This is a genomic window from Flavobacterium sp. GSB-24 (genome assembly GCF_027924665.1).
In the GTDB taxonomy this organism is placed as follows: domain Bacteria; phylum Bacteroidota; class Bacteroidia; order Flavobacteriales; family Flavobacteriaceae; genus Flavobacterium.
The window spans coordinates 3,701,386-3,715,351 of the sequence record NZ_AP027043.1 but is presented as its reverse complement, the minus strand read 5'-3'; the positions used below and the strand labels follow the sequence as shown (position 1 = coordinate 3,715,351).

The 13,966-nt window shown below is 32.6% G+C and carries 12 protein-coding genes; 2 read left to right on the top strand and 10 right to left on the bottom strand.

The annotated features are described in order from the left end of the window. Positions 1-196: 196 nt before the first annotated feature. Positions 197-1,315 carry a 3-isopropylmalate dehydrogenase gene (leuB, locus tag QMG60_RS16070; RefSeq protein ID WP_134141301.1) on the bottom strand — a complete coding sequence of 373 codons (1,119 nt, stop codon included), beginning with the start codon at positions 1,313-1,315 and terminating at the stop codon, positions 197-199. A gap of 77 nt (positions 1,316-1,392) precedes the next feature. Continuing rightward, positions 1,393-2,568 carry a 2-isopropylmalate synthase gene (locus tag QMG60_RS16065; RefSeq protein WP_057117998.1) on the bottom strand — a complete coding sequence of 392 codons (1,176 nt, stop codon included), beginning with the start codon at positions 2,566-2,568 and terminating at the stop codon, positions 1,393-1,395. 155 nt (positions 2,569-2,723) lie between these two features. On the opposite strand from QMG60_RS16065, the gene QMG60_RS16060 reads away from it, so the two are divergent. After that, complete coding sequence (locus tag QMG60_RS16060; protein WP_134141302.1) at positions 2,724-4,268, top strand: hypothetical protein; 1,545 nt, start codon at positions 2,724-2,726, stop codon at positions 4,266-4,268. 235 nt (positions 4,269-4,503) lie between these two features. Here the strand turns inward: QMG60_RS16060 and QMG60_RS16055 are convergent, their stop codons facing one another. Then, entirely contained in the window at positions 4,504-6,159 is a 1,656-nt protein-coding gene (locus tag QMG60_RS16055; RefSeq protein WP_281865635.1) for a M1 family metallopeptidase, read from the bottom strand. A gap of 166 nt (positions 6,160-6,325) precedes the next feature. On the opposite strand from QMG60_RS16055, the gene QMG60_RS16050 reads away from it, so the two are divergent. Beyond that, the gene (locus tag QMG60_RS16050) at positions 6,326-7,024 is read left to right on the top strand and encodes a carbohydrate-binding family 9-like protein (protein WP_281865634.1); all 699 of its coding nucleotides are present in this window, start codon (positions 6,326-6,328) and stop codon (positions 7,022-7,024) included. A gap of 76 nt (positions 7,025-7,100) precedes the next feature. On the opposite strand, the gene hisIE is transcribed toward QMG60_RS16050, so the two are convergent. The 7 genes from hisIE to hisD form a co-directional block, all read right to left on the bottom strand. Further along, the gene (gene hisIE, locus QMG60_RS16045) at positions 7,101-7,697 is read right to left on the bottom strand and encodes a bifunctional phosphoribosyl-AMP cyclohydrolase/phosphoribosyl-ATP diphosphatase HisIE (protein WP_281865633.1); all 597 of its coding nucleotides are present in this window, start codon (positions 7,695-7,697) and stop codon (positions 7,101-7,103) included. 121 nt (positions 7,698-7,818) lie between these two features. Then, positions 7,819-8,574, bottom strand: a complete 756-nt coding sequence (gene hisF, locus QMG60_RS16040) for an imidazole glycerol phosphate synthase subunit HisF (RefSeq protein ID WP_281865632.1) — start codon at positions 8,572-8,574, stop codon at positions 7,819-7,821. 81 nt (positions 8,575-8,655) lie between these two features. Then, positions 8,656-9,381: a 1-(5-phosphoribosyl)-5-[(5-phosphoribosylamino)methylideneamino]imidazole-4-carboxamide isomerase gene (gene hisA, locus QMG60_RS16035; RefSeq protein ID WP_281865631.1), complete on the bottom strand. Its 726-nt coding sequence runs from the start codon at positions 9,379-9,381 to the stop codon at positions 8,656-8,658. Positions 9,382-9,495: 114 nt separating this feature from the next. After that, a complete protein-coding gene (hisH, locus tag QMG60_RS16030; RefSeq protein ID WP_281865630.1) occupies positions 9,496-10,089 on the bottom strand; it encodes an imidazole glycerol phosphate synthase subunit HisH in 594 nt (197 codons plus the stop codon). A gap of 68 nt (positions 10,090-10,157) precedes the next feature. Beyond that, complete coding sequence (gene hisB, locus QMG60_RS16025) at positions 10,158-11,294, bottom strand: bifunctional histidinol-phosphatase/imidazoleglycerol-phosphate dehydratase HisB (RefSeq protein WP_281865629.1); 1,137 nt, start codon at positions 11,292-11,294, stop codon at positions 10,158-10,160. 137 nt (positions 11,295-11,431) lie between these two features. Further along, the gene (gene hisC, locus QMG60_RS16020; protein ID WP_281865628.1) at positions 11,432-12,478 is read right to left on the bottom strand and encodes a histidinol-phosphate transaminase; all 1,047 of its coding nucleotides are present in this window, start codon (positions 12,476-12,478) and stop codon (positions 11,432-11,434) included. Between the two features lie 123 nt (positions 12,479-12,601). Then, the gene (gene hisD / locus QMG60_RS16015) at positions 12,602-13,885 is read right to left on the bottom strand and encodes a histidinol dehydrogenase (protein WP_281865627.1); all 1,284 of its coding nucleotides are present in this window, start codon (positions 13,883-13,885) and stop codon (positions 12,602-12,604) included. Positions 13,886-13,966: the final 81 nt, after the last annotated feature.

Sequence of the window (13,966 nt, the reverse complement as noted above, 5' to 3'; positions counted from 1 at the left end):
TTTCAATTATATTTATAACATTCCCGATGCAGATGTGTGAATCACATTGACAACAACGACAGAAATAATAATAATTGAGATTTGCATCATTTATTTTTTAGTGTCACAAAAGTACAGAAACTTTAGGAACTAAAAAAATAAAATCTCAACATTTCAGATACTTCTTGTTATTAAATTCACTTTTTAACAAAAAATATTAAACAATTGTAGATTGTCCAATACTTACATTGTCATTATTAAAATACAGCAAATCATCTTTACTGAAAATAAAATTAGAAACGAACTCCCCTACTTCGTTTGTTCCAAATTTTGAATCTGGTTTTAAGTCAACTGTTACAACTTTGTATTCAATTGCTTTTTCTACCGCTTTATAGATTACATTAGCTTCTTTAGTTAATCCAAAATGCTCTAACAAAAGCGCTGCGGCTAAAATCGAAGCAATCGGATTAGCGATGTTTTTTCCTTTTGCCTGCGGATATGATCCGTGAATTGGTTCAAACAAAGCATTTTTTTCTCCTAAAGATACCGATGGCAGTAAACCAATAGATCCTGTGATTACACTAGCTTCATCAGATAAAATATCTCCGAATAAGTTCTCAGTCAAAATCACATCAAATTGTTTCGGATTTAAAATCAACTGCATTGCCGCATTATCAACAAATAAAAAATCAAGCTTAACATCTGGATAATTTTCGCTCACTTTCTGAACTACTTTTCTCCACAATCTTGAAGTTTCCAAAACATTGGCTTTGTCTACCATTGTTAACTTTTTGCGTCGTTTTTGTGCCGATTTAAAAGCTAAATGTGCAATTCTGGTGATTTCTTCTTCTGAATATTCACATAAATCTGAAGCATGTGTTCCTTCTTCATTAAGTGTTTTAGTTCCGAAATAAGCACCGCCTGTTAATTCTCTGAAAATTGTAAAATCAGCTCCTTCAATAATTTCTCTTTTTAAAGGAGAAGCTTCAATTAACGCTTTGTAAGGTTTTATCGGACGAATATTCGCAAACAAACCTAATTCTTTACGAAGCTTCAATAAACCTTGTTCAGGTCGAACTTTTGCATTCGGATTATTATCATATTTAGGATCTCCGATTGCACCAAGCAAAACTGCATCTGTATTTAAACATAGATTTAGTGTTTGTTCCGGCAAAGGGCTTCCTGTTTTATCAATTGCAACTGCTCCCATGAGCGCATCTTCAAAAACAAATTCATGATTATAAACTTCAGCAATAGCATACAATGCTTTTTTGGCTTGTAAAATAACCTCAGGTCCAATTCCATCTCCTGGCAAAACTGCAATTTTCAAATTCATAACGTCTCGTTCTTTATGTATTTAAATCCTTTATTATTTTTCTCTTTCTTCTTTGCTCTATTTTCTATTCTTCTTAACTAGCTTCTAATTAATTCACCTTCAATTTTAGAAGCTTCGATGATTTGATGAATATCAGCATCTAAAACTTCTTTTTTGATATCTGCAAATTTCAAAAACTCAACATATACAATATCTAACTGTGTTTTTGTAAGTTCGTAACCCACTTTTTTAGCTCTATAAGCCAAAGCAGCTCTTCCGCTTCTTGCAGTCAAAATAATTGAAGATTCGTTTACACCAACATCAAGCGGATCCATGATCTCGTAAGTTGCTCTGTTTTTGATTACACCATCTTGGTGAATACCAGAACTGTGTGCAAAAGCATTTGCTCCTACAATCGCTTTATTTGGCTGTACAATCATTCCCATACTTTCAGAAACTAAACGGCTCATTTCGTTTAATTCTCTAGTATTAATGTTTGTATCTAAATTTAAATATGGGTGTTGTTTGAAAATCATTACCACTTCTTCAAGTGCAGTATTTCCAGCTCTTTCACCAATACCATTAATAGTACATTCTATTTGTCTTGCTCCATTTATAGCCCCTGCAATCGAGTTTGCAGTTGCCATTCCTAAATCATTATGACAGTGACATGAAAGGATTACGTTTTCGATTCCTTTTACGTTTTCTTTTAAATATTTAATTTTTGCTCCGTATTCTTCTGGAAGACAATATCCAGTAGTATCAGGAATATTCAATACTGTTGCTCCAGATTTAATAACTTCCTCACAAACTTTAGCCAAGAAAGCGTTGTCTGTTCTACCTGCATCTTCTGCGTAGAATTCAACATCTTCTACATAAGATTTTGCGTGTGCTACAGCATATTTTGCTCTTGCAATAATATCTTCCGGCGTAGTATTTAATTTGTGGAGTATGTGAGATTGTGAAGTTCCGATTCCAGTATGGATTCTTGGTTTCTTAGCGTGCTTTAAAGCAGCTGCCGCAACATCAATGTCGTTTTTTACGGCTCTTGTTAGTCCGCAGACGGTTGCATTTTCTACAATTTTACAAATCTCAGAGACCGATAAAAAATCGCCTGGACTTGATACAGGAAAGCCTGCTTCGATGATATCAACTCCCATTTTGTCAAGTCTTTCTGCGATAACTAATTTTTGTTTAGTATCTAACTTACATCCTGGAACTTGTTCACCATCTCGCAAAGTGGTGTCAAAAATTTGAACTTTCTCTCTATTCATATTCATTTATTTAATGTAATTTCACATCTTGATAACAAATATATATCGTACTATCGCAGTACGAAATTCATTTTAATGAAATTATACTGTTCATAAAACGATTTACACCTTATTAACTAATTTATTATCAATAAGTTACATTATTATTTTTTACAATGGCTAACCATCAAAAAGATTTCTTATTTGTTTTAATCAAATCACTTTCGAAATCAGAAAAAAGACAGTTTAAAATTTTTGCAAGCCGATTAGAGACGAGTTCAAACACAAAATTTATTGAATTATTCAACATTCTTGATAAATCTGAAGTTTATGATGAAAAGCTCATTCTTAAAAGCGGCATTATCCAAAAAGTTCAGCTATCTAACTTAAAATCATACTTATACAAGCAAATCTTAGTAAGTATAAGATTGAATATTCCCAGCCAGAATATTCGCTACCAGCTTCGTGAACAAATGGATTTTGCTGTAATTCTTTATAATAAAGGATTGTATAAGCAGAGTTTGAAAATTTTGGATAAGACCAAACAACAAGCGTTGGAGAATGATGAAAAATATATGGCGTATGAAATTGTTGAATTTGAAAAACTAATCGAATCCCAATATATTACCCGAAGTATTCAAGGTCGAGCAGACGAATTGGTTGTACAGGCTAAAGAATTGAACTACCGCAATACGATTTCAAGCAAACTGTCAAATTTATCGCTTCAGCTGTATGGAATTATGCTAAAAACTGGATACGTAAAAAGTGACGCCGAATACAAATATATTGACGATTATTTCAATAGACATATTTCAAAATTAGATGAAAGTAAATTTGGCTTTCGCGAAAAATACTGGTTTTATAATGCCAACTTGTGGCGAAGCTTTCTAGTTCAAGACTTTTTGGCCAGTTATAAATATGCCTATAAATGGGTTACATTGTTTTATGATAATCCGAACATGATTTATCTTAATCCTGTATTTTTCTTGAAAGGAAATCATTATTTCTTAGAATCGCTTTATATGTTAAAGTATAAATCTAATTTCAAGAAGTATCTGAATCTTTTAGAAGAAACTATTGCAGATCCTAAATTTCCTGTAAACGATAATATTGCATCACTGTCATTTTTATATGTATATAACAATAAACTAAATCTGCACATCTTGGAAGGAACTTTTGCGGAAAGCGAATATCTAATTCCTGAGATTTTAAGCAAACTTAAAGTACATAGTGAACATCTTGATGAGCACCACGAAATGCTGTTTTTCTATAAAATTGCTTCCATTTATTTTGGAAATGAAAAATACAATGAATGCATCAATTATTTAGATAAAATCATCAACAACAAGAACTTAACAATGCGAGAAGACTTGATGTGTTTTGCAAGATTATTGTCTTTAATTGCGCATTATGAGTTAGGAAAAGATTATTACTTAGAAAATCATCTTAAAAGCACGTATAAGTTTTTATTGAAAATGAATGATTTACATGAAGTTCAGAAAGAAATCATCAAATTCCTTAAAAATTTAAATAACTTTTATCCAGCTGATATAAAAAAGGAATTCAAAAAAATGCACGATCGCTTTGTAGAGCTTGAGAAGAATACTTATGAGAAAAGGGCATTCTTATATCTTGATATTATTTCGTGGCTTGAAAGCAAAATAGAAAATAGAAAAATTGCTGATATAATAAAGGAAAAAGCAAAACTTAACAATAGATAATCTTTTAAATTCCAATAAAAAAAATCCAAATTCCAATAAAAAAAAGGCTGAAAAACTTATTGTTTTTCAGCCTTTTTTTTTATTTCTGCCTTCGGTCGAAATGACAAAACGTTACGAAAACAACAAATCCGACACGATTTACAAACCTGTCGGGTTTACTGAAGGATGTAAAATAAAATCCCAAACTCCACTTAATTGGCATTTGGGATTTTTTTATTTTGAAATTTTAAAAACTTTACTCTACAATATTAGAAGTCGTTACATAGAAATTCTTATCAACTTCGAGTTTTCTATCTTCATTTTCAGTTTTAATAGACTGCCAGTCTGTAGTTGGTTTCAACCAAGTTTCTACACCGTTTATTTTAACTTTTACAGGCATATCAAATTTTGAAACACAATTGGTCCAATGATATCCTAAAGTTCCATTTTTAAACATATATTCAAAAACAGGAATTTTAGTAGTAGTTAAATACTGTGCATACACTCTGTTGAAGTTAATTCCAGACTGATCGTTGATATAATCTTCAATTTGCTTAGAAGTTACCGTTTGATGATAAAAGGTTTTATTTAAGCCTCTTAAAATCGATTTCCATTTCGCATCATCATTTATAATCTGACGAATGGTGTGCAGCATATTTGCACCTTTTGGATACATATCTCCTGAACCTTCGTTATTTACATCATAATGACCGATAATTGGTTTGTCGTTTTCAATACCTTTTCTGCATCCAATAACATATTCAGCGCCAGCCTCTTTTCCGTAATAATATTCCAAAAATAAACTTTCAGAATAATTCGTAAAGCTTTCGTGAATCCACATGTCTGCGATGTCTTTGTAAGTGATATTGTTTGCAAACCACTCGTGTCCAGACTCATGAATGATAATAAAATCAAATTTCAGTCCCCAGCCTGTTCCGCTTAAATCTTTTCCTAAATAACCCTGTTTATATTGATTTCCGTAAGTTACAGAACTTTGATGCTCCATTCCTAAATAAGGCACTTCTACTAATTTGTAACTGTCTTCGTAAAATGGATAAGGTCCAAACCAATCTTCAAAAGCTTTCAGCATTTTTGGAGCATCTTTAAAATGTTCTTTTGCTAAAGCCAAATTATCTCTTAAAACATAATAATTACAATCTAAATTACCTTTTTCTCCTTTAAATATTTCAGAGAAATTAACGTAATCGCCAATATTGATATTTACGCCGTAGTTATTAATCGGATTAGAAACATACCAATTAAAAGTTTTAGTTCCGTCTTTTTCTTTTTTAACGCTTTTTAACCTTCCATTTGAAACTTCTGTCAAATCTCCGGGAACATTCACGCTGATCAGCATATTTTCTACTTCGTCGTACATATGATCTTTACATGGCCACCAAACGCTTGCGCCTAAGCCCTGGCAAGAAGTAGCAATAAAATCTTTTCCGTTTTTATCTTTTTTCCAAGAAAATCCGCCATCCCATGGTGCTCTAACCGCTTCTTTTGGTTTTCCTTCAAAAGAGATGATAATTTCTTTTGTGTCTCCAACTTTTTGCTTTTCAGCCAAAGTAATAAAGAAAGCATTTCCGTCTCTTTCAAATTTTACTTCTTTTCCGTTTTGAGTAACTTTAGTAATCTGCATTGGCTGCTGCAAATCGATCTGCATTTTATTATTTTCTGTCAAAACAGTATAACGAACAGTATTTGAACCCGAAATTGTTTTCTCAGACGGATTTACTTTTACATCTAAATGATAGTATTTTAAGTCCCACCAAGCTCTTTCTTTTGTAATACTGCCACGTAAAGTGTCCTGATGCGTAAAAACAGTTTCAGACTTATTTAAAAGTCCTTGGGCATTTGCTGTGAAACCAACTAAAAAGGCGATAAATGCACTGCTAAAGTATTTTTTCATTATTTATAAATTTGTAATAAATAAGGTAATTAAACCACTTAATCTTCAACAAATGTAAACATTCAGATCAAGTATTTTAAATTTTATGTTTTAAGGATGAAAAAAATAACACCTAAATTCATTATTCTTCTCTATTTTAGTGGTTTCAAATTAATAGAATTTAAATATGAGATTTGATGTAATAGCTTCTTTTTTGGTTGTAATGTTATCGACAACTGTAAATTCACAAAATATAGCTATTCATAAAACGAAAAATAAAATCAGCATTGATGGAAATTTATCAGATTGGGAAACACCTTTTCTAGGTCCGTTTGCGATTCACGATTCTGGAGAAAAAGCTGCTCAAAATACATTTGTTTCACTTTCGTGGAATGACGAAAATCTTTATATAGCTTACAATTGCATCGATTCTAAAATTATTGGAAAACCTCAAAAGAAAGATTCCCAGATTTTTTACACCGATGATTTAGTAGAACTTTTTCTTGATCCAGATGGAGATGGGCAGAATTATGTTGAAATTGGAGTAAACGCTTTTTCAAGTAATTATGATCTGCTTTTAAAATGTATTTCGCCAGAATGCGGCGGATGGAAAACCACAATGGATTTTGATATTAAAGGACTAAAATCTGTAAGTAAAATAAATCCTGATGGTTATTGTGTCGAAATTAAAATTCCATTTTCAAGTCTGAAAAACATTAAAAACGGTAATTTTTTAAAACCAGAAATTGGTACAAAATGGAAAGCAAATGCCTTTAGAATAGATTACGGTAGCACAATTGAATACCTTGCATTACAACCTTATAAGAGTTTAAAATTTGGTTTTCATCAGTCAGCAGAATTTGCGGTTTTTGAGTTTGTGGAGTAATTAGTTTCATTTGTTTCAGGTTTCAGGTTACGCACGTTAGCCTGAAACCTGAAACCTGAAACTTGAAACAAAACTTTTACTTCTGACGTTTCTTTAAAACATCCACAACATCATTCAGCTGATAACCTTTTGCCTGTAATAAAATCAAATAATGAAAAAGCAAATCAGCGCTTTCGCTAAGAAACAAATCATCATTATTATCTTTTGCTTCAATAACCACTTCTACAGCTTCTTCACCCACTTTTTGAGCAATTTTATTGATTCCTTTTTCGAATAAAGAAGCTACATAACTTTTTTCAGAATCAGCGTTTTTTCTGCGAGTTTTAATTGTGTTTTCTAATTGAGAAATGAAGCCATAATTCGCTTCATTTGGTTCCTGCCAGCACGTATCTGCACCAGTGTGGCAAGTTGGCCCAACAGGTTTTGCCTGAATCAAAAGCGTATCGCCATCGCAGTCATTTTTAATGCTTACCAAATTTAAAAAGTTACCACTCTCCTCACCTTTTGTCCAAAGTCTTTGTTTGGAACGACTGAAAAAAGTTACTTTCTGTGTCTCTATTGTTTTTTGAAGCGATTCTTCGTTCATATAGCCCAGCATCAAAACATTTTTTGTCTCTGAATCTTGAATTATAGCCGGAATTAGTCCGTGTGCGCTTTTGATATCGATGTCCATTTTTTTTTTTAGATTTTAGAGTTCAGATTTTAGATTCTCTGATTTCTTGTTATTTTAGATTAAATCTACTCTTTCTTCTTTCTTCTTGTTTCTTGTCTTTCTTCTCGTTTCTTGCTTCTCTTTAAAGTCTAACTTCCACTCCATTATTCTTCAGTTCTTCTTTCAAAGCTTTAATTTCGATTTCTTTAAAGTGAAAAACGCTTGCTGCCAAAGCCGCATCAGCTTTTCCTTCTTTAAACGAATCTACAAAATGTTGTATATTTCCGGCTCCGCCTGAAGCAATGATTGGAATATTTACTAATTCTGATAGTTTCGCTAAAGCTTCGTTTGCAAAACCATTTTTAGTGCCATCATTGTCCATCGAAGTGAATAAAATTTCGCCGGCACCGCGTTCTGCCACTTCAACAGCCCAATCGAATAGATTTAGTTCTGTTGGTACTTTTCCTCCTACTAAATACACAATCCATTGTCCGTCAATTTGTTTGGCGTCGATTGCGACAACAACGCATTGACTTCCAAATTTCTGAGCCAAATCATTAATTAATTGCGGATTTTTGACTGCTGATGAATTTATGGAAACTTTATCTGCGCCATTATTCAGCAGAATGTCAACATCTTCAACAGATGAAATTCCGCCGCCAACTGTAAACGGAATATTGATTTTCTCTGCAACACTTCGCACCATATTTACCAGTGTTTTGCGTCTTTCTTCTGTTGCCGAAATATCCAAGAAAACCAATTCATCTGCTCCTTCTCTTGAATAAATTTCAGCCAATTCTACGGGATCGCCGGCATCGCGCAAATCAACGAAATTAACGCCTTTTACCGTTCTTCCGTTTTTTATATCTAAGCAGGGTATTATTCTTTTTGCTAACATTTCTTTAATGTGTTAATTAGATAATTAGTCAATTAGATAATTATTTTCGTCACGCATAAATTATCTAATTATCAAATTTTCTCATTTTCTAATTATAAAATCCTCTAACTGTTTTAAAGTGATTCTTCCTTCGTAAATCGCTTTTCCTATTATAGTTCCTTCACAGCCTAGTTCTGCTAATTTTGGTAATTCGTCGAAAGTTGAAATTCCTCCAGATGCAATTAATTTTATTCCTTTTGCTTCCGCTAAAATTTTGCTGTACAAATCAAAACTTGGGCCTTGAAGCATTCCGTCTTTTGCAATATCAGTACAGATAACATACTGAATTCCTTTTGTTTGATAATCCTGAATAAACGGCACTAAATCCTCATTTGATTCTTCCAGCCAGCCTGAAACTGCTATTTTTTCGTCTTTTGCATCTGCACCAAGAATGATTTTTTCTGATCCGTATTCTAAAATCCATTTTTCAAAAATTGCTCTGTTTTTCACCGCAATACTGCCGCCTGTAATTTGGTTTGCACCGCTTTCAAAAGCAATTCTCAAATCATCATCCGATTTTAATCCGCCTCCAAAATCAATTTTTAAACTTGTTTGATTCGCAATTTGTTCTAAGATTCTATAATTGACAATTTTACTCGATTTTGCGCCATCAAGATCTACTAAATGCAGATATTCAATTCCGTGTGCTTCAAATGATTTCGCCACTTCAAGCGGATTTTCATTGTAAATTATTTTCGTATCATAATCGCCTTTGGACAAACGAACACATTTTCCTTCAATGATATCTATGGCTGGTATTATTCTCATTTTTATATTTTAGATTGTTGATTTTAGAATTTAGATTATTCAAAAAAATATTGAATTACTAATTTCTAAAATTGATTTTTGATTAAAATTGATTTTGATATTGGAATTTGGGATTTATTCTTTGGAATCTAACTTCAAAAAATTCTCTAAAATTCTCTCTCCCACATCCCCGCTTTTCTCTGGGTGGAATTGAGTTCCATAAAAATTATCTTTTTGCAAAGCCGATGCATATTCAACGTCATAATTCGTTGTAGCAATAGCTTCATCGCAATTTGGCGCGTAAAAACTATGCACTAAATACATAAATTCATTTTCCGAAATTCCCTTAAATAAATCCGATTTTAAGTCATAAATCTGGTTCCATCCCATTTGCGGGACTTTAACGCTGTTTGAGAATTTTACAACATCAATATCAAAAATACCTAAACCTTTTGTATTTCCCTCTTCAGACGAATTACACATTAACTGCATTCCCAAACAAATGCCTAAAACGGGTTGTTTCAATTGCGGAATCAAACTATCTAAACCGCTTTCGCGAAGTTTAAACATCGCCGAACTCGCCTCACCTACACCAGGAAAAATCACTTTATCTGCCGATTTAATTTCATTAGGATTGTTACTCAAAACAGCTTTAAATCCCAATCTTTCAATAGCAAACATAATGCTCTGAATATTTCCTGCTCCGTAATTTATAATTACTATTTTCATTAAAAAAGCTTTAAGCTTTAAGCCATAAGCAATAGGCCTAATGCCTAGAGTCTATTGCTTATAGCGTTTTACAACATTCCTTTCGTCGAAGGCAAAATCATTTTTTCAGTATCTCTTTTTACGGCAACTTTTATTGCTTTTGCGAAAGCTTTAAAAATTGCTTCGATTTTATGATGTTCGTTGATTCCTTCCGCTTTGATATTTAAATTGGCTTTTGCACCGTCTGTAAACGATTTGAAGAAATGATAGAACATTTCTGTCGGCATTTTACCGACCATTTCACGTTTGAATTCGGTTTCCCAAATCAGCCAGTTTCTACCTCCAAAATCAATTGCTGCCTGCGCTAAACAATCGTCCATTGGCAAACAGAATCCGTAACGCTCGATTCCTAGTTTATTTCCCAATGCTTTTGCGAAAACTTCTCCTAAAGCAATTGCCGTATCTTCAATTGTATGGTGCTCATCAACCTCTAAATCGCCTTTTACAAGAATTTCCAGATCCATTTGACCGTGACGTGAAATCTGGTCTAACATGTGATCAAAAAAAGCAATTCCAGTATCAATTTTACTTTTTCCGGTTCCATCCAAGTTTAAATTGATATAAATATCCGTTTCATTTGTTTTACGAGTTATTGACGCAGAACGTGCTTCTAACTTTAAAAACTCATAGATTTTTTTCCAATCCATGGTTTGCAAAACAATAGTTTCGTTCAATTCTTCCCGTTTTAATGAAATTTCATTACTGCCAATTCCATCTGTATCATTCATAAAAATGGCTTTGGCACCAAGATTTTTAGCCAATTCTACATCGGTTAAACGATCTCCTAAAACGAAAGAATTTTCTAAATCATATTCTGGATTGTTCAAGTATTTGGTCAGCATTCCTGTTCTAGGTTTGCGTGTTGGCGCATTTTCTTCTGGAAAAGTTCTGTCAACAAAAATTTCATCAAAAACAACTCCTTCATTTTCAAAGGCTTTAAGTATAAAATTCTGAGTTGGCCAAAAGGTATCTTCAGGAAAACTATCCGTTCCTAATCCGTCCTGATTGGTTACCATTGCTAATTCGTAATCTAATTCGCTGGCAATTTTCGCCAGGTATTGAAAAGCTTTTGGGTAAAATTCCAGTTTATCTAAGCTGTCTAATTGGTAATTTTCAGGTTCTAAAACAATCGTTCCATCACGATCGATAAAAAGTACTTTTTTCATGTTTTATTTTTTCAGAATATAGAAGATAGAGTAAAGAGAATAGATTTTTCATTCTATTTTTAAAGTTCTTACTTTTTTCTTTACTCTATATTCTTTACTCTATATTCTTTACTCTATATTTTTTGATTCTATTTTTTCTATTTCAACAACTTTAATTCTTTAATTAAAACAGCATTTTCCTCTTCTGTTCCAATTGTAAAACGAAGACAATTTTCGCATAAAGGCTGTGTGGTTCTGTTACGAATTACAATTCCTTTTTCGATTAATTGATCGTATCTTTTGTTAGCATCATCTACTTTTACCAAAACAAAATTAGCTTCTGTAGGATAAATTTTTTCTACAAAATTTATTTCAAGTAAAACTTTAAGTAATTCTTCTCTTTGATTTATAATAGAAGCTATTTCTTGTTTTATCTTTTCAGAATCTTTTAAACGCTCAATAGCTCTTTGCTGCGTTAATTCGTTTACATTATAAGGCGGTTTTATTTTATTCAAAACTGAAATAACAGCTTCTGATGCATAACAAATTCCTAAACGAATTCCAGCTAAACCATAGGCTTTTGAAAGTGTCTGAGTAATTACCAAATTTGGATATTCGTCAATTTCTGTTAGCCAGCTTTCTTTTTCTGAAAAGTCAATATAAGCTTCATCAATCACTACTAAACCTTTAAAGTTTTGAAGTAATTTCACAATACTTTCGTCTGAAAAAGAATTCCCAGTCGGGTTATTGGGTGAGCATAAAAAGATAATTTTAGTATTTTCATCGACAGCTTCTAAAATTTTTTCTACTTGAGGCTGAAAATCATTTGTAAGCAGAATTTCTCTGTTTTCTACTGCGTTGATATTCGCTAAAACGCTGTACATTCCGTACGTAGGCGGCAACGTAATAATATTATCTGTTTTTGGTTCGCAGAAAGCCCTGAAAATCAAATCTAAAACTTCGTCACTTCCGTTTCCTAACAAAATCTGACTCTGTTTTGTATTGTTATTTTTGGCTAAAATTGCTTTAACCGAATTCTGTTGTGGATCTGGATAACGATTTACTCCATTTTGAAACGGATTTTCATTTGCATCCAAAAAAATCATATCGGCAGTATCAAAATCTTCAAACTCATCTCTCGCCGAAGAATATGGCTTTAAAGATTTTACGTTTTCACGTGTAATTGTATTTATATCGAATTTCATTATCTTAATTTTTAGAATATAGAGAATAGAATAAAGAGAATAGACTTCCAACATTATCTATTATCTATTATTTTCTATTCTATGTTCTTTCTTCTATTTTCTATATTCTGTGTTCTATATTCTTTATTCTAAACTCTTCAATCTTAAGGTAACAGCATTCTTATGCGCTTGCAAACCTTCCGCTTCAGCCATAAGCTCAATTGCTTTTCCAATATTTTGAATACCTTTTTCTGAAATTTTTTGGAATGTCATCGATTTCATGAAACTATCTAAATTTACACCGCTGTAATTTTTAGCATATCCATTTGTCGGCAAGGTGTGATTGGTTCCTGATGCATAATCTCCAGCACTTTCAGGAGTATAATTCCCAATAAAAACAGAACCTGCATTTACAATTCCGTTGCAGTAAAAATCATCGTATTGAGAACAGATGATAAAGTGCTCTGGTCCGTATTCGTTGATTAAATCTAAAGCAATCTTATCATTTTCAACATAAATCAATTTCGAATTTTCAATTGCTTTTACTGCAATTGCTTTTCTGGGAAGAACTTCTATTTGAGATTGGATTTCCTTTTCTACTTCATCAATTATTTTCTTTGAAGTCGAAACCAAAATTACCTGACTATCAGTTCCATGTTCTGCCTGAGACAATAAATCTGATGCTACAAATGCAGGAACCGCCGTATCATCAGCAACAATTAATAATTCTGAAGGACCAGCAGGCATGTCAATTGCAACACCAAATTGAGTTGCTAATTGCTTAGCTACGGTTACAAACTGATTTCCAGGGCCGAAAATTTTATACACTTTTGGAATAGATTGTGTTCCAAATGTCATTCCGGCGATCGCCTGAATCCCGCCTACTTTTAAAATCTTAGTTACACCGCATAAATTTGCTGCGTATAAAATTGCTGGATTAATTTTCCCTGATTTATCTGGCGGCGAACACAAAACAATTTCTTTGCAGCCCGCAATTTCAGCAGGAACAGCAAGCATTAAAACTGTTGAAAACAAAGGGGCTGTTCCTCCTGGAATATACAAACCAATTTTCTGAATCGGTCTTTTTTCCTGCCAGCAATTTACGCCTTCGATAGTCTCTAGTTCAATTCTATCTGTTTTTTGAGCTTTGTGAAATTTATAAATATTGTCTTTTGCTAATTTGATTGCCTCTTTTAATTCGTTCGGAATCAGATTAATTGCTTCACTAATTTCTTCTTTAGAAACTTCATAATTATCTAAAGAAATTCCATCAAAGATTGAAGTGTATTTTGCAACTGCTTCATCTCCTTTTTTCTGAACTTCTTTGAAGATTTCTTTTACCGTAACCTCAATATCATCAATGGTTTGAGTTGGTCTCTTTAATATTTCAGACCAGGTTTCTGGTTTTGGATTGTTTATCTTATTCATTATTTTTATGCTTTATGCTATAAGCTGTAGGCTTTAAGCTTTTTAAACTATCTTTAATTTCTTTGGCAAAAGCTTAAAGCC

Coding starts and splice junctions, on each gene's coding strand:
- QMG60_RS16060 (WP_134141302.1), top strand. CDS start 2,724: ATGGCTAACCATCAAAAAGATTTCTTATTTGTTTTAATCAAATCACTT.
- QMG60_RS16065 (WP_057117998.1), bottom strand. CDS start 2,568: ATGAATAGAGAGAAAGTTCAAATTTTTGACACCACTTTGCGAGATGGT.
- hisA (WP_281865631.1), bottom strand. CDS start 9,381: ATGAGAATAATACCAGCCATAGATATCATTGAAGGAAAATGTGTTCGT.
- hisB (WP_281865629.1), bottom strand. CDS start 11,294: ATGAAAAAAGTACTTTTTATCGATCGTGATGGAACGATTGTTTTAGAA.
- hisF (WP_281865632.1), bottom strand. CDS start 8,574: ATGTTAGCAAAAAGAATAATACCCTGCTTAGATATAAAAAACGGAAGA.
- hisH (WP_281865630.1), bottom strand. CDS start 10,089: ATGAAAATAGTAATTATAAATTACGGAGCAGGAAATATTCAGAGCATT.
- QMG60_RS16055 (WP_281865635.1), bottom strand. CDS start 6,159: ATGAAAAAATACTTTAGCAGTGCATTTATCGCCTTTTTAGTTGGTTTC.
- leuB (WP_134141301.1), bottom strand. CDS start 1,315: ATGAATTTGAAAATTGCAGTTTTGCCAGGAGATGGAATTGGACCTGAG.
- QMG60_RS16050 (WP_281865634.1), top strand. CDS start 6,326: ATGAGATTTGATGTAATAGCTTCTTTTTTGGTTGTAATGTTATCGACA.
- hisD (WP_281865627.1), bottom strand. CDS start 13,885: ATGAATAAGATAAACAATCCAAAACCAGAAACCTGGTCTGAAATATTA.
- hisC (WP_281865628.1), bottom strand. CDS start 12,478: ATGAAATTCGATATAAATACAATTACACGTGAAAACGTAAAATCTTTA.
- hisIE (WP_281865633.1), bottom strand. CDS start 7,697: ATGGACATCGATATCAAAAGCGCACACGGACTAATTCCGGCTATAATT.